Origin of the sequence: Streptomyces harbinensis, from assembly GCF_900116145.1 — a bacterium.
Taxonomy (GTDB): domain Bacteria; phylum Actinomycetota; class Actinomycetes; order Streptomycetales; family Streptomycetaceae; genus Streptomyces; species Streptomyces carpaticus.
Map to the genome: position 1 here is coordinate 199,614 of NZ_FPAB01000008.1, position 15,842 is coordinate 215,455.

Consider the following 15,842-nt stretch of genomic DNA (forward strand, 5'->3'; position numbering starts at 1 on the left):
TGTGCAGTTCTGTTGGCGGCTCAGCGTAGTCCCATGTGATCTTGGGATGAGCAGCCGGTTGCGGTTTCACCGCCGGGTGCAGGCAGTATGGGACGGTGACCCTTATCGATCAGATGCCTGCCGACAGCGATCCCGATGCCCTCTTTGACGCGTTCTCGTCATGGGCCGAAGAGCGGGGGATCTCCCTGTACCCCGCTCAGGAGGAGGCGCTGATCGAAGTGGTCTCGGGGGCGAACGTCATCCTGTCCACGCCGACCGGGTCCGGCAAGTCCCTGGTGGCGGCCGGCGCGCACTTCGCCGCGCTGGCCCGGGACGAGGTGACCTTCTACACCGCGCCGATCAAGGCGCTGGTCTCGGAGAAGTTCTTCGACCTGTGCAAGATCTTCGGCACCGAGAACGTCGGGATGCTCACCGGGGACGCCTCGGTCAACGCCGACGCCCCGGTGATCTGCTGCACCGCCGAGGTGCTGGCCTCCATCGCGCTGCGGGACGGCGCCGAGGCGGACATCGGCCAGGTGGTGATGGACGAGTTCCACTTCTACGCCGAACCCGACCGCGGCTGGGCGTGGCAGATCCCGCTGCTGGAGCTGCCGCAGGCGCAGTTCGTCCTGATGTCCGCGACGCTCGGCGACATGTCGCGGTTCGAGGAGGACCTGACCCGGCGTACGAAACGGCCCACGGCGGTGGTGCGCTCCGCCACCCGTCCGGTGCCGCTCAGCTATGAGTACCGCACCACCTCGCTCACCGACACCCTCACCGAGCTGCTGGAGACGCACCAGTCCCCCGTCTACATCGTGCACTTCACGCAGGCGCAGGCCGTGGAGCGGGCCCAGGCCCTGATGAGCATCAACATGTGCACGCGGGCGGAGAAGGACCAGATCGCCGCGCTGATCGGCAATTTCCGGTTCACCACGTCCTTCGGCCGCAATCTCTCGCGGTTCGTGCGGCACGGCATCGGGGTGCACCACGCCGGCATGCTGCCCAAGTACCGGCGGCTGGTGGAGAAGCTGGCGCAGGCCGGGCTGCTGAAGGTCATCTGCGGTACGGACACCCTGGGCGTGGGGGTCAATGTGCCGATCCGCACGGTGCTCTTCACCGCGCTGACGAAGTACGACGGCAATCGCGTCCGGGTGCTGCGGGCCCGGGAGTTCCACCAGATCGCCGGGCGGGCCGGGCGGGCCGGCTTCGACACGGCGGGCTTCGTGGTGGCACAGGCACCCGAGCACGTGGTGGAGAACGAGAAGGCGCTCGCCAAGGCGGGCGAGGACCCGAAGAAGCGCCGCAAGGTGGTGCGCAAGAAGGCACCCGAGGGCTTCGTGAACTGGTCCCAGTCCACCTTCGAGAAGCTGATCGCCTCCGAACCGGAGCCGCTGACCTCGCGCTTCCGGGTCACGCACGCGATGCTGCTGTCGGTCATCGCCCGCCCCGGCAACGCCTTCGAGGCGATGCGGCGGCTGCTGGAGGACAATCACGAGCCGCGCCGGGCGCAGTTGCGCCACATCCGGCGGGCGATCGCCATCTACCGTTCGCTGCTGGACGGCGGGGTGGTGGAACGGCTGCCGGAGCCGGACGCGCAGGGCCGGATCGTCCGGCTGACGGTGGATCTCCAGGCGGACTTCGCGCTCAATCAGCCGCTGTCCACCTTCGCCCTCGCGGCCTTCGAGGTGCTGGACCCGGAATCTCCCTCCTACGCGTTGGACATGGTGTCGGTCGTGGAGTCCACCCTGGACGATCCGCGGCAGATCCTGGCGGCCCAGCAGAACAAGGCGCGCGGTGAGGCGGTCGCCGCCATGAAGGCGGACGGGGTGGAATACGAGGAGCGGATGGAGCGGCTGATGGACATCAGCTATCCCAAGCCGCTGGAGGAGTTGCTGTTCCACGCCTACGGCGTCTACCGCAGGAGCCACCCCTGGGTCGGGGACCACCCGCTGTCGCCCAAGTCGGTGGTGCGCGACATGTACGAGCGGGCGATGACCTTCTCCGAGTTCGTCTCCACGTACGAACTGGCCCGCACCGAGGGCATCGTGCTGCGCTATCTGGCCGGCGCCTACAAGGCGCTGGAGCACACCGTCCCCGATGATCTGAAGTCGGAGGACTTCCAGGACATCACGGCGTGGCTGGGCGAGCTGGTCCGGCAGGTGGACTCCAGCCTGCTGGACGAGTGGGAGCAGCTGGCCAATCCGGCCGAGGAGGACGCGGAGCAGGCGCAGGAGCGGGCCGATCAGGTCAAGCCGGTCACCGCGAACGCCAGGGCGTTCCGGGTGCTGGTGCGCAACGCGCTGTTCCGGCGGGTGGAGCTGGCGGCCTGGGACCGCACCGCCGAACTCGGGGAGCTGGACGGCGAGGCGGGCTGGGATTCGGAGCGGTGGGCCCGGGCGATGGACGCGTACTGGGAGGAGTACGACGAGCTGGGCACCGGCCCCGACGCGCGGGGGCCCAAGCTGCTGAGCATCGAGGAGCGGCCCGAGGACGGTCTGTGGCGGGTGCGGCAGACGTTCGCGGATCCGGCGGGTGACCACGACTGGGGCATCACGGCGGAGGTGGATCTCACGGCGTCCGACGCCGAGGGACGGGCCGTCCTGCAGGTGGTGGACGTCGGGCAGTTGTGACCCCGCGCGGCTGATCGCGCCGGTCATCGGGCGGTGCACGGTGCCGGCTCCTCTCCGGGTGCGGGACGGGCGGCCCTGGCCTCGGTGAGGTGGCGCCCCAGCAGGGACCGGTACCAGCGGATCTCGTCCGGGTCGGTGGCCCGCAGGATCTCCCGGATCCGGTCCGTGCGGGTGCCTCCCGGGTCGGCCGGCAGCAGCGGCGGGCGCAGCAGGCGCAGCCGGGTGCGTTCCTCGGGGTCGGGGACCAGCTCGCGCAGCGTCGGTGGCTCCAGGAGGGCGGCGGGCACGGCGGCTTTCTCCCAGGGGCCGGTGGCCTGCCGGGCCAGCAGGGCGGTGCGGCGGCCCCGCCATTTTCTGGGCCGCCAGTCCGTGCCGGCCGCCAGCGCCCTGCGCAGCCCGTCCGGCGCCCGGCCGCGCAGCAAATGGGGGCAGTACCCAGCGAAGTCGCGCAGCTCACGGGCGGAGTACCGCCACACGAGGGCCTGGTAGCGGTTGAGGTGGAAGCCGACCGGGCTGAAGCAGCCGCCTCTGGCCAGCCGGGTGAAGCGGGCGGTGCTGATGCCGAGCAGCGCGGCGCCGTCGGTGGCGTTGACCAGGTGGACGCGGTCCCGCAGCCCGGCGCGGGTGCGGCGGTCCCCGCGCAGCCGGTCGAGCGCGGCGCGCGGCACCCTGCGGCGCCAGGGCGGCCCGGCGCAGGGGAGGGTGGGCAGTGCGCCCAGCTCGATCGCCGCCTCGAACTCATGGCGGCGCAGGCCCAGTTCCCGGGCGACGGTGCGCGTGCCCCGGGTCCAGGCTCCGGTGGGCACATCGCCGGGGCGCGGCCGGACGTCGTCCTCCCCGCCGAGCAGCGGCGGGGCCGCGGTGACGATGCCGGGCCGGGCCGGCGAGGGCCGGGCCGGCGAGGGCTGGGCCGGCGAGGGCTGGGCCGGCGAGGGCTGGGCCGGCGAGGGCTGGGCCGGGTGGTGGGGCGGCGCGATCCCGCCGCGCTCCCCCGGGGTGGACGGCTCGGTGTGCGGCTGGGTGGTGTGGGGGGACATGGGGGCCTTCTTCCGTCACTCTGACTACGCTCTGTCATCAGAGTAGGCCGCGCCATCACCCAGCGCAACAATCTGTCCCGTTATCACTCCATGGAGTGACTACGGCGTCTCGCGAGCCGGAAGGCCCATGTGCTCGCCGACCTTGTTGACCAGCAGGGTCATCTCGTAGCCGACCTGCCCGATGTCCGCGTCCGACCCGGCCAGGACGCACAGACAACTCCCGTCGCCCGCCGCCGTCACCAGCAGTACGCCGTCGTCGAACTCGATCATCGTCTGCCGGACCCCGCCACTGCGGAAGTGCTCTCCGACCCCCTTGGCGAGGGCGTGCAATCCGGAGGCCACCGCTGCCAGATGCTCGGCGCTGTTGCGCTTGAGCCCTTGGCTGACCGACGTCACCAGTCCGTCGCTGGACAGCAGCAGGACGTGCCGCACCCGCGGCAGGCGCTTCACCAGATCGTCCAGCATCCAGTCGAGTGTGGTGCTCAGTGCCATCCCCAGCTCCCCCTTCTCGTAAGGCGACTGCTGTGTCAGCCTTCCCCAGTAAGAGGCCGTCGGCAACCACCTGATCTCAGCGCTATCCGGAAGGGACCGTACCGTTTGCCCTCCGGGGCCGCACGAGCGGGTGCCCTCACGGACATGCCATGAGGGATCTCACACCGTGACCGGACGGTGGCGCCCCGCGGGCGCCACCGGGTTCAGCGCCCCAGCTCCTTGCGCCCCACTCGGCGCACCCGGCGCCGCTGCGAGGGGTCGAGCAGCAGATACGCCGCCGCCGGCACCCCGAAGATCACCAGGGCCGCGATCCAGAAGCTGGTCAGCCACCACAGCACGAGCCCCGCGGCGATCCCCGCGATCGCGACCTTGCCACCTGTCGACATCGTCCGTTTCCTCTCCGCCGCGCGGGACGGCGCACCGCCGCCCTCAGTTGAACGCACTCCCAGTGTCCCCCGTTCCGCCCCCGGCACGCCCTGCGCGCAGCGGCGCACCCACCGCGTGCATGTGCGTCAGCGCCTGCCGGTAGGAGTCGAGCAGCCCGGTCTCGGTGTACTTCACACCCGCCTCGCGGCAGTAGTGCCGCACCAGCGGGCGGACCAGCCGCAGATGGGGACGGGCCATGCTCGGGAAGAGGTGGTGCTCGATCTGGTAGTTGAGCCCGCCCATCAGCCAGTCGGTCACCAGCCCGCCCCGCACATTGCGCGAGGTGAGGACCTGGCGGCGCAGATGGCCCCAGCGGTCCTCGGAACCGGGGATCTCCATGCCCTTGTGGTTGGGGGCGAAGACCGAACCCAGGTGCAGTCCGAACAGCGCGTGGTGGATCAGGGCGAAGACCACCGCCTTGCCCGGCGACAGCACGGCCCCCAGCAGCAGGACGTACCCCGTGAAGTGCGCCGCGAGCAGCAGCCCCTCGATCAGCCGGGGGCGCAGCCCCTGTCGCTCCCAGCCCTTCGCGGAGAGCACCATCTGCACGCTGGACACCTTCAGCGCGATGCCTTCCAGGAGCAGCAGCGGGAAGAAGAGCCGTGCCTGGTTGCGGGTGAGCCAGCGGCCGAAGCCCTCGCGCTTCTCCGCCTGGTGCGCGGTCCACACCATCACCCCGACCCCCACGTCCGGGTCCTTGTCGAGGTGGTTGGGGTTGGCGTGGTGACGGTTGTGCTTGTCGTTCCACCAGGCCGAACTCATGCCCAGCAGCAGATTCCCGTGGATCAGCCCGATCAGCCGGTTGGTGCCCCGCGTGGAGGCGATCTGGGAGTGTCCGGCGTCGTGTCCGATGAACGCGGTCCTGGTGGAGAAGAGGGCCAGCGGCAGGGCGAGGAGCAGCGTCCACCAGGTGTCGCCCAGCGCCACCATGGCGCCGGCGACCGCCGCCAGCGCGATCGCGTTGACGCCGATGCCGATCGCGTACCAGCCGGTCCGCCGCTCCAGCAGGCCCTGCCCCTTGACCTGACGCAGCAGCGGACCGAACTCGTCGCCGTGCGGGGTGCCCGGTGCCGCCGTGGCGGCGGGGACGGGCGCGGGTGCGGTCACAGCGGTGGCCGGCGCTTCGGGCATGGCGGCAACTCCGGTACGTGGTGGGCGGTTCCGTTGTGAAGAACCTATGCCACAACCCCCCGGCCATGGTGTACCCAGCCCCACCCCCCTCGTGGGGTTTCCGCCCGTTGGCGGCTATGGGGTACCCTCGGCCGCTGCCCCGCCAGCTAGTCAACTTTGAGGAACGCATGAGCGCCGCCGTCTTTCTCCCGGCCGATCCCCCGCGCGCCTCCGAGGTGGCGTTCTGGCGGCCCGACGGCTCCTCTCCCGAGCTGCCCGCCCGGCTGCCCCCGTCCGTCACCGCCGAACCCCGGGACCTGACGGTGGTCCTGCCCGCCGAGGACGGCACCGTGACAACGGTGACGGTCCCCGCCCTCGTCCTGCCGGTGGGCGACGCGCTGCCGCTGCTCACCCGGGCCAGGACCACGGGCACCGGCTCCGCCGCGTTCTGGGGCGGGGCCGCCGTCCTCGCCCTGCAACTCGCCGCGCGCGGGCGGCTGCTGCCCGGTCTCAGCCCCGAGGAGTACGACGCCTGGCGGCTCGGCCCGCTGGAGAGCGCCGACGCCGAACGGCTGCGGGCACTCGCCGACGCCATGCCGGTGCACGCCCACGCCGTCCCGCTGCCCGCCCAGGATCCGGCCGCGCCACCCCGGCTGCCCGCACCGCACCAGCTGCTGCGGGCGTTCCTCGACGCCGTCGCCGACACCCTGCCCCGTACCCCCGCCGCCGCGCTCGCCGCCGGCGGCCCCGCCTTCGCCGCCCGCACCACCGAGCGCCGCCCCGCGCTGCGCACCTGGGCCACCGAGGTCGCCGCGGGGCACGACGCCGGGGTACGGCTCTCGCTGCGGGTGGAGGCATCCGGCCTCGGCACCGAGCGCACACGTTTCCGGGCCGTGGCCCAACTGCACAGCCTCACCGACCCCACCGTCGTCACCGACGCCGCCCGGCTCTTCGCCGGTACCGCACCCGCCCACGCCTTCTCCCCCGGCGCCCGCACCGACGCCCTCCTCACCCTGCGCCGCGCGGCCACCGCCTGGAACGCCCTCACCCCGCTGCTGTCCGCCGCCGTCCCCGACGCCGTGGACCTCGCCGACGAGGACGTCGCCGAACTCCTGGGCGCGCCCGTCTCCCGCGCGCTGACCGCCGCCGGTGTGCAGGTGCACTGGCCGCGCGACCTGGTCCGTACCCTCACCACCCACGCCGTCGTCGGCTCCGCCGACCACCCGCCCGCCGGCCCGGGATCCTCCCTCCTCTCCCCCGGCGCGCTCACCGCCTTCGACTGGCGGTTCGCGCTGGGCGACACCCCGCTGACCCGGGCCGAACTCGACCGCCTCGCCGAATCCGGCCGCCCCCTGGTCCGGCTCCGCGACCAGTGGGTGCTGGTCGACCCCGAGGCGCTGCGCCGGGCCCGGGACCGCCCCGACCGCAAGCTCACCGCCGTGGAAGGGCTGCGCGCCGCGCTCACCGGACGGCTGGAGAGCGACGACCGGGACGAGCGGGGCATCGAGGTACGGGCCACCGGTGCGCTGGAGGAGCTGCGCCGCCAACTCGCCGACCCCGAGAGCCCGCTCCACCGGCCCGTCCCCCAGCCCGCGCGGCTCGCCGCGCACCTGCGCGACTACCAGCTGCGCGGCCTGGGCTGGCTGCACCGGCTCACCTCGCTGGGCCTGGGCGCGGTGCTGGCCGACGACATGGGCCTGGGCAAGACGATCACCCTCATCGCCCTCCATCTGCACCGGCAGGCCACCGGCGAGCATCCGGGACCGACCCTGGTCGTCTGCCCCGCCTCGCTGCTCGGCAACTGGCAGCGGGAGATCGAGACGTTCGCCCCCGGCACCCCCGTGCACCGCTACCACGGCAGCACCCGCGACCTGAGCGCACCGGCGCAGGACGGGTTCGTGCTGACCACCTACGGCACCATGCGGCTGGACGCCGCCGAACTGGCCGCCACCGACTGGGGCCTGCTGGTCGCGGACGAGGCCCAGCACGTCAAGAACCACACCTCCGCCACCGCCAGGGCCCTGCGCACCCTCCCCGCCCGGGCGCGGGTCGCGCTCTCCGGCACCCCCGTGGAGAACAACCTCACCGAACTGTGGTCGATCCTGGACTGGACCACCCCCGGGCTGCTCGGCCGGCTGACCGCCTTCCGCACCCGCTACGCCGACGCCGTCGAATCCGGCGCCGATCCGGCCGCCGCCGACCGGCTGGCCGCCCTCGTCCGCCCGTTCCTGCTGCGCCGCCGCAAATCCGACCCCGGCATCGCGCCCGAGCTGCCGCCCAAGACCGAGACCGACCGGACCGTCTCCCTCACCCCCGAACAGGCCGGTCTGTACGAGGCGGTGGTGCGCGAGACGCTGGCCGAGATCTCCGGCGCGGAGGGCGCCGCCCGGCGCGGGCTGATCGTCAAGCTGCTGACCTCCCTCAAGCAGATCTGCAACCATCCGGCGCAGTTCCTCAAGGAGGAGGGCACGCCCCGGCTGGCCGGGCGTTCCGGAAAGCTGGAGGCGTTCGACGAGCTCCTGGCGAACATCCTGGCCGCCGGCTCCCAGGTGCTGGTCTTCACCCAGTACGTGCGGATGGCGCGGCTGCTCCAGGAGCATCTGGCCGCCCGGTCGGTGCCGTGCGCGCTGCTGCACGGCGGGCTGCCGGTGGCCCGTCGCGAGGAGCTGGTGCGTGACTTCCAGGGCGGCGGGGTACCGGTGTTCCTGCTGTCGCTGAAGGCGGCGGGGACCGGGCTCAATCTCACCCGGGCCGACCACGTCGTCCACTTCGACCGCTGGTGGAACCCGGCCGTCGAGGCCCAGGCGACGGACCGCGCGTACCGGATCGGGCAGGACCGCCCGGTGCAGGTGCACCGGCTGATCGCGGAGGGAACGGTCGAGGACCGGATCGCGGCGCTGCTGCGGCGCAAGCAGTCGCTCGCGGACGCGGTGCTCGGCGGGGCGGGGGAAGCCGCGCTGACCGAGCTGACGGATGCCGAGCTGGCCGAACTGGTGACCCTGCGGAGGGTGTCATGAGCTGGGACGAGGAGCCGGAGCAGGCCGCCGCCGGCGGTACGGAGCGGGTGTTCGCGGCGCTGCCGCCCGCCCGGGGGCGGGGGTTCGCCCACAGCTGGTGGGGGGTCGGCTGGCAGCGGGCCGTGGAGGATTCCGCGCTGGAGGGTGCCGTGATGGCGGCCGGCCGGCGCACGGCCCGGTCCGGGGCGGTGGGCGCGGTGTCGGTGCGGCCGGGGCGGCTGACCGCCGTCGTCCGGGACCGGGACGGCACCGGCCGGCGGGCGGATGTGACGCTGCGCCGGCTGTCGGCGGACGAGTGGCGGCGGCTGCTCGCGGTGGTGGCGGGCGAGGCCGGGCACCTCGCGGCGCTGCTGGACCGGGAGATGCCGCCGCATCTGGTGGCGGACGCGGCGGCGGCCGGGGTGGATCTGCTGCCCGGCATCGGCGATCTGGAGCCGGAGTGCGAGTGCGGGGAGTGGGATCACTGCGTGCACACGGCGGCGTTGTGCTACCAGGCGGCGCGGCTGCTGGACGAGGACCCGTGGATTCTGCTGCTGTTGCGCGGCCGGGACGAGGAGACGCTGCTGCGCGAGGTACGGGCCGCCTCGGCACCGGCCCGGGAGCCGGCGGCGGGGGAAGCGCCCGCCGGGGTGCGGGCGTCGGAGCGGTACGCGGCACGGGCGGCGCAGGGCGGCGATCCGCCGCTGCCCGCCGCGCCGCCGCCGGTGGAACGGACGGGGACGCCGCCGTCGCTGGTGCCCTGCGACCCGGGCGAGGTGGACCCGGCGGCGCTGGAGTTCCTGGCGGCCGACGCGGCGGATCGCGCCCGGGTGCTGCTGGCACTCGCGCTGCGCCCCGACCACGCCGGGCAGCCGGTGCCGGCCGGGTACGGGGTGTGGCAGGACGCGGTGCGGCTGGCGGCGGCCGGTCCGCCGGAGCCGGTGGCGGCGCGGCTGGCGCGCGGTTGCCGGCGCTCGGCCGGGGAGTTGCGGCTGGCGGTTCGGGCCTGGCGGGCGGGTGGCAGCGCCGGACTCGCCGTGCTGGAGGACCCCCCGGCCGCGGCTCCGCCGGGCGCCCTCGCGCAACTGGCGGGCGCGTGGGCGGACGATACGGCGCAGCGGCCGAGGCTGCGGGCGTCCGGTACGCACTGGACGGTGGTCGGCGAGGGGACGCAGGTGCGGTACGGGGCGGACGGCCGGTGGTGGCCGTTCCGCCGGGAGGCCGGGCGGTGGGCTCCGGCGGGCGCGCCGTCCGGTGATCCGGCCGCGGCGCTGCTGACGGCCCGGGAGGCGGCGGGGGCCGACCTGGCATGAGGGGTGGGCCGCCCCGTGGTTCCGGGGCGGCCTGTGCCGGTCGGTCAGACCAGGTCCTCCATGACGGGGTAGTAGCCACCGGACTGGCCGGCGGCCGTGGGGTGGTAGGAGTCGGTGACCGGCAGGGTCACGCTGTGCAGCCAGGGGTCGGACGAGCAGATCTCATGACCGGTGAAGGCCGGGCGGACGTCGCCGTAGGCGAAGCCGTGATCCGCCGCCCGCTTGGCGGTGACCTCGCTGAGGTTGTCGGAGGCGCTGTTGATGGCGGCCCGTGACTCCTCGCTGATGCCGAACACGCAGCTGCCGCCGAGTTCGTACATCCGCGGGTAGCCCAGCACGACCACCTCGGCGTTGGGCGCGGCGGCCCGGATGGCGTCGTACACGGCGTCGAGCCGGCCGGGGAGGGTGTCGGTGATGTACTGGTTGGCCGTCGCGACGGCCGACAGACAGGCGCTGGTGCCGCTGAGCACACAGGTCTGCATGGTGTCGGCGAACCCGGCGTCGTTGCCGCCGATGCTGATGCTGACCAGCGTGGTGCTCGCGCTCAGCGGGCCGAGCTGAGTGGCGATCACATCGGTGGTGCGGGCACCGGAGCAGGCGGTGAAGTCGAAGGAGGACGGGGCGTTGGCGTCGGCCCACAGCTGCGGGTAGGCGACGGTGGAGCGGCGGCAGTCGCCGCTGTCGTTGTCGTAGCTGCCGGCGCCGACGCCCGAGGAGTACGAGTCCCCGAGGGCGACATAGGCGGTCGCCGCCGCGCCAGGGGTGTCCTGGGCGGACGCGGCGGCCGGGCCGAGGGCGGTGACGCACAGGGCGAGGGCCGCGGTAGCGGCCACCTTCACCATGCGGCGCATCTTCATGGAGCCTCCCAAGGAAGGTCTGTGGGGGGATTGGGTCGGCGGATCACTCCGCCTGCGCTGTACCCGGCACAAGTCACGGCCATGCCAAGGGGATTACCGGCGCGTGACGTCCAACGACCCACAGGGGGCGAAGGTTGTGGCCGGTGCGTGCCTCTTGTCGGATTTCCGACTTTCCCCAGGGGTTGTCGGAAGTCCGGGAGCGCTCTAGCGTGACCGAACAACGCAGAACACATATCAACATCACGGCGCGTGCGGACGGGCTCCGCCACGCCGTTGAGGAGACGCATGGACACCCGGCCCAAGGACGCTCCGCTCCCCTACTACGAGCAGCCCTCGCCCGGCACCGGCTCGCTGCCCGCCCGCGCCTGGTACGCCACCTCCGACGCCGCCCGCCACGACCTGGGCGGGACCTGGGACTTCCGGCTCTCGCCGACCGCCGAGGGCGCGGACACCGGTTTCATCGCCGACGACGCCGACCTCACCCCAAACGAGTGGACCCGGATCACCGTCCCCGGCCACTGGGTGCTCCAGGGCCACGGCGCCCCGGCGTACACCAACGTCAGCTATCCCTTCCCGGTCGATCCGCCGCGCGTCCCCACCGAGAACCCCACCGGCGACCACCGGCACGTCTTCGACCTGCCCGCCGACTGGCCGGCCGGCGGGGAGAGCGTCCTGCGGTTCGAGGGCGTGGAGTCCTGCGCCCGCGTCTGGCTCAACGGCACCGAACTGGGCACCTTCCAGGGCAGCCGGCTGCCCCACGAGTTCGCGGTCGGCCCGCTGCTGCGGCCCACCGGCAATGTCCTCGCCGTCCGCGTCCACCAGTGGTCGGCGGGCAGCTACCTGGAGGACCAGGACATGTGGTGGCTCCCGGGCATCTTCCGGGACGTCACCCTGCTGCACCGCCCCGAGCACTCCCCCGCCGACTTCTTCACCCACGCCGGCTACGACCACACCACCGGCGAGGGCGTCCTGCGCGTCGAGTCCGGCACGCCCGGCACCGTGACCGTCCCCGAACTGGGCATCGAGATCGCCACCGGCGAGGAGGTACGGGTCCCGGCCGAGCCGTGGTCCGCCGAACACCCCCGGCTGTACACCGGTGAACTGGCCACCCCCGGCGAGCGCATCCCGCTGCGCATCGGCTTCCGCACCGTCGGAGTGCGCGACGGACTCTTCCGGGCGAACGGCAAGCCGATCCTCTTCCGCGGCGTCAACCGGCACGAGTTCCACCCGGACACCGGGCGCGCCGTGGACGAGGCGACCATGCGCGCCGACATCGAACTGATGAAGCGGCACAACATCAACGCCGTCCGCACCAGCCATTACCCGCCGCACCCCGCCTTCCTCGACCTCTGCGACGAGCTGGGCCTGTGGGTGATCGACGAGGCCGATCTGGAGACCCACGGCTTCTGCTACTTCCCCGACTGGCGCGGCAACCCGGTCGCCGACGACCGCTTCGTCCCGGCCCTGCTCGACCGGGCCCAGCGCATGGTGGAGCGCGACAAGAACCACCCGTCCGTGGTGATCTGGTCGCTGGGGAACGAGTGCGGCGCCGGTCACGGGCTCGGTGCCATGGCGGCCTGGATCCGCGAGCGCGACCCGTCCCGGGCCGTGCACTACGAGAACGACCCCACCTACCGCGACTCGGACTTCTACTCCCGGATGTACGCCTCGCACGAGGAGGTGGAGCGGATCGGGCGGCGCGCCGAGGAGCCGCTGGAGGACCCGGAGCTGGAAGCGCACCGGGCGTCGCTGCCGTTCCTGCTGTGCGAGTACGCGCACGCGATGGGCAACGGGCCCGGCGGGCTAAGCGAGTACCAGCGGCTGTTCGAGACCTATGAGCGCTGCCAGGGCGGGTTCGTGTGGGAGTGGATCGACCACGGCCTGCCGGTGCAAACGGCGGACGGGGAGCCGTACTTCGGTTACGGCGGTGACTTCGGCGAGGAACTGCACGACGGCAACTTCGTCTGCGACGGCCTGGTGTTCCCCGACCGCACCCCCTCCCCCGGGCTCATCGAGTACAAGAAGGTGATCGAACCGGTCACGATCAGCGGCGACAGCGCCGAGCGGACGATCACGATCCGTAATGGATACGACTTCCTCGGTCTGGGTCATCTCAGCTTCGGCTGGCGGTACGAGGCCGAGGGTGTCCTCCTCGCCTCCGGCGAGCTGGCCGTTCCCGAGGTGGTGCCCGGCGCCACGGCACAGGTTCCGCTGCCCGAACCGCCCGCCGGTGACGCGGCGGGCGAGGGCATCTGGACGGTGACCGCCGCCCTGGCCGCCGACGCCGCCTGGGCACCGGCGGGGCACGAGGTGGCCTGGGGTCAGATCGTGGACTCCGCGCGCCCCCGCGTCGCACCGAGCGCCGGAGCGCCGACCGTAGCCGCACGCCGGGAGGGCACCACCTGGACGCTCGGTTCCGCCGTTTTCGACGCCGCCTCCGGCGAGCTGCGGTCGCTCGGCGGCCTGACCCTGCACCGGGGTCCGGTGCTGGACCTGTGGCGCGCTCCGACCGACAACGACGAGGGCATGGCCTGGGAGGAGGGCACCCGCCTCGCCCAGCGCTGGCGCGAGCTGGGCCTGCACCGGATCCGGCACCGGGTGGACGCCGTCGGCGCGGACGGCGACACGCTCACCGTACGGACCCGGGTCGCCCCGGCCGCCACCGACGCCGGGCTGCTCGCCGTCCACCGCTGGACCGCGACCGGGGAGGGAGAGCTGCGGCTGGAGGTGGAGGTGACGCCCGAGGGCGACTGGCGGGTGCCGCTGCCCCGGCTCGGGGTACGGCTCGGGCTGCCGGCCGGACTCGGCCACGTCCGGTGGTACGGCGGGGGCCCGGGCGAGGCGTACCCGGACACCCGCGCCGCCGCCCGCACCGGCCGCTGGGAGGCGACCGTGGACGGGCTGCACACCCCGTATGTGCGGCCCCAGGAGAACGGGGCCCGCATCGACGTCCGCTGGGCCGAACTGCGCGAGCGGCCCGGCGCCCAGGGCCCGGGGCTGCGGCTGACCGCCGGTGAGCGGCCCCTGATGTTCACCGCGCGCCGCTGGAGCACCGAGGAACTGGACGCGGCGGCGCACACCCCGGATCTGACGCCGGGCGACACGGTGTGGGTGCACCTGGACGCCGACCAGCACGGCATCGGCACCCAGTCCTGCGGCCCCGGCCCGCTGCCGCAGTACCACCTCACCCCCGCGCCGGTCACCTTCTCGGTGGTGCTGCGCGTCCTCGGCGAGGACTGACGGCACCGTCGCGCGCCTCGCGGCCACCGGGCGGCCTGCCCGGTGGCCGCGGGCCGCGGCGGATCAGACCAGCAGGAAGTCGGCGTCCCCGGACTTCACGGCCTGGATGAAGTCGGCCATCCCGTGGCCGGAGCAGATCAGCGCGGGACCGTCCGGGTCGGTGGACTGCCGCAGCGCCACCCGGCCGTCCCCCAGCCGCAGCACCTCGACGCAGCTGCCGCCGTTGCCGCCGCTCCAGGGCTTGCGCCAGCCCTCGGTGGCCAGTTGGGAGGCCGGCATGCCGTTGTAGATGTCATCCATGTCAGATCTCCTTGCGAATTCGACTGAGGATGACCTCAGTGCGGTGCACCTGCGCGGCCTGTGCGCACATCCGGTCCAGTGCTTCCCGGAACTGTGAGACATCCTCGCGCTGGTCGAAGTACGCGGCGCCTATCAGGCTCTCCGCACAAGCGACATCCGGCAGTTCGGGGATGGGGAACCGGAAGAGGTGGAAGGGGCCGTACATCGCGGGGTGGGGCCCCGCGCTGAACGGCATGATCTGCAGCCGCACATGGGGTGCGGCGACGGCCTCGATCAAGCGGGAGATCTGGGCACGCATGACATTGGGACCGCCGAACGGGCGGCGCAGCACGGTCTCGTCGATCACGACCCACAGCAGCGGTGGCTGCTTGCGCTGGAGCAGGTCCTGGCGGGCGAGCCGCAGCGCGACCAGCCGGTCGATCTCGCTGGCCGGGGCGTGCGGCATGCCGGAGCGCAGCACCGTGGCGGCGTAGGCCTCGGTCTGGAGCAACCCGGGGACGTAGTGCGGTTCGTAGGCGCGGATCTGGTCGGCCTCCGCCTCCAGACTGACGAAAGCGCTGAACCATTCGGGCAGTACATCGCGGTAGTGGTGCCACCAGCCCGGCCGGTTGGCCTCGCGGGCGAGGTTGAGGAAGCCCTCGATCTCCTCGGTGGTGGTGACCCCGTAGATCCGCAGCAGCTTCTCCACATAGGGCACTTTGAGGCCGACCTGTGCCTTCTCCATCCGGCGGATGGTGGCGTGGGTGACGTCGAGTGCGGCGGCTGCTTCCTCGAAGGTGTAGCCCGCTTCCTCGCGCAGGTCCTGGAGCCGTCTGCCCAGCACCACTCGCAGGGCGGTCGGTGCCGCGCCCGGCGTTCCTGCCACTGCCCGCCCCCATCCAACGCCTGTCATCGCAGAGCAGTGTGCCACGGCCGCGGGCAAGTACAACAGAGTGATATCAACGGTTCTGTAATTTGCAGGATGCCCCTTGCCGGATGCGACGGTCAACACGCAGAGTATGGGGGTGGCTTCCTCCTCACACGCTCAGCCCTTAGAGCGTTATGACACCTCCCTTCTCGGGAGCGAGCGTCTGAGCTTCCAGCTGCCCGCCGTGGACGCCTCCGTCGGCGAGGCCAGGCGCCGGGTCCGCGCCCAGCTCACCGAGTGGCGCTCGCCGGTGGAGCTGACCGACAACGCCCAGCTGGTGGTCTCGGAGCTGGTGACCAACGCGCTGCGGCACACCGGCAGCCGGTCGGTGGGCTGCGAGGTGCGGATACTGGGATCGCTGCTGCGGATCGCGGTGTCCAGCGCGGGTGCGGGCCCGGTCGGGATGCCCACGGCGGCCACCATGGAGGACGAGGGCGGCCGGGGTCTGCTGCTGGTGTGCACGCTGGCCGAGGTGTGGGGGGTACGGCCCCGGGACGCCGGAAGCGGACACGTAGTCTGGGCCGACCTGGCGATCGGCCCGGCCGCGCGCTGAGC

At 72.9% G+C, this 15,842-nt stretch carries 12 protein-coding genes; 5 read left to right on the top strand and 7 right to left on the bottom strand.

Features of this window, described 5'->3' with window-relative positions:
* Positions 1-95 precede the first annotated feature (95 nt).
* Positions 96-2,609: a DEAD/DEAH box helicase gene (locus BM385_RS21550; protein WP_093844075.1), complete on the top strand. Its 2,514-nt coding sequence runs from the start codon at positions 96-98 to the stop codon at positions 2,607-2,609.
* 23 nt (positions 2,610-2,632) lie between these two features.
* Here the strand turns inward: BM385_RS21550 and BM385_RS27320 are convergent, their stop codons facing one another.
* The 4 genes from BM385_RS27320 to BM385_RS21575 all read right to left on the bottom strand — a co-directional run bounded on the left by BM385_RS27320 (position 2,633) and on the right by BM385_RS21575 (position 5,695).
* The gene (locus tag BM385_RS27320) at positions 2,633-3,646 is read right to left on the bottom strand and encodes a DUF6397 family protein (RefSeq protein WP_175543071.1); all 1,014 of its coding nucleotides are present in this window, start codon (positions 3,644-3,646) and stop codon (positions 2,633-2,635) included.
* Positions 3,647-3,745: 99 nt separating this feature from the next.
* Positions 3,746-4,138, bottom strand: coding sequence for a roadblock/LC7 domain-containing protein (locus tag BM385_RS21565; RefSeq protein ID WP_019434502.1), 393 nt, complete (start codon positions 4,136-4,138; stop codon positions 3,746-3,748).
* 203 nt (positions 4,139-4,341) lie between these two features.
* A complete protein-coding gene (locus BM385_RS21570; protein ID WP_019434503.1) occupies positions 4,342-4,524 on the bottom strand; it encodes a tail-anchor membrane protein in 183 nt (60 codons plus the stop codon).
* A gap of 43 nt (positions 4,525-4,567) precedes the next feature.
* On the bottom strand, positions 4,568-5,695 hold the full coding sequence (locus BM385_RS21575; RefSeq protein ID WP_254791694.1) for a fatty acid desaturase family protein: 1,128 nt from the start codon (positions 5,693-5,695) through the stop codon (positions 4,568-4,570).
* A gap of 167 nt (positions 5,696-5,862) precedes the next feature.
* On the opposite strand from BM385_RS21575, the gene BM385_RS21580 reads away from it, so the two are divergent.
* On the top strand, positions 5,863-8,691 hold the full coding sequence (locus BM385_RS21580) for an SCO1167/SCO6262 family helicase (RefSeq protein ID WP_093844078.1): 2,829 nt from the start codon (positions 5,863-5,865) through the stop codon (positions 8,689-8,691).
* Positions 8,688-9,983 carry an SWIM zinc finger family protein gene (locus BM385_RS21585; RefSeq protein WP_093844079.1) on the top strand — a complete coding sequence of 432 codons (1,296 nt, stop codon included), beginning with the start codon at positions 8,688-8,690 and terminating at the stop codon, positions 9,981-9,983. The genes BM385_RS21580 and BM385_RS21585 overlap by 4 nt, the downstream gene beginning before the upstream one ends.
* Positions 9,984-10,027: 44 nt before the next feature.
* Here the strand turns inward: BM385_RS21585 and BM385_RS21590 are convergent, their stop codons facing one another.
* Positions 10,028-10,840 carry an SGNH/GDSL hydrolase family protein gene (locus BM385_RS21590; RefSeq protein WP_093844080.1) on the bottom strand — a complete coding sequence of 271 codons (813 nt, stop codon included), beginning with the start codon at positions 10,838-10,840 and terminating at the stop codon, positions 10,028-10,030.
* Positions 10,841-11,125: 285 nt separating this feature from the next.
* On the opposite strand from BM385_RS21590, the gene BM385_RS21595 reads away from it, so the two are divergent.
* Positions 11,126-14,080, top strand: a complete 2,955-nt coding sequence (locus BM385_RS21595) for a glycoside hydrolase family 2 TIM barrel-domain containing protein (RefSeq protein ID WP_093844081.1) — start codon at positions 11,126-11,128, stop codon at positions 14,078-14,080.
* A gap of 63 nt (positions 14,081-14,143) precedes the next feature.
* Here BM385_RS21595 and BM385_RS21600 read toward each other — a convergent pair whose 3' ends face one another.
* Together BM385_RS21600 and BM385_RS21605 are read right to left on the bottom strand one after the other, a co-directional pair.
* Positions 14,144-14,380, bottom strand: a complete 237-nt coding sequence (locus tag BM385_RS21600) for a DUF397 domain-containing protein (protein WP_019434509.1) — start codon at positions 14,378-14,380, stop codon at positions 14,144-14,146.
* A 1-nt stretch (position 14,381) separates the two neighbouring features.
* The gene (locus tag BM385_RS21605; protein WP_051131163.1) at positions 14,382-15,272 is read right to left on the bottom strand and encodes a Sco1979 family transcriptional regulator; all 891 of its coding nucleotides are present in this window, start codon (positions 15,270-15,272) and stop codon (positions 14,382-14,384) included.
* Between the two features lie 199 nt (positions 15,273-15,471).
* Here BM385_RS21605 and BM385_RS21610 point away from each other — a divergent pair, with 199 nt between their 5' ends.
* Positions 15,472-15,840 carry an ATP-binding protein gene (locus tag BM385_RS21610; protein ID WP_019434511.1) on the top strand — a complete coding sequence of 123 codons (369 nt, stop codon included), beginning with the start codon at positions 15,472-15,474 and terminating at the stop codon, positions 15,838-15,840.
* Positions 15,841-15,842 lie beyond the last annotated feature (2 nt).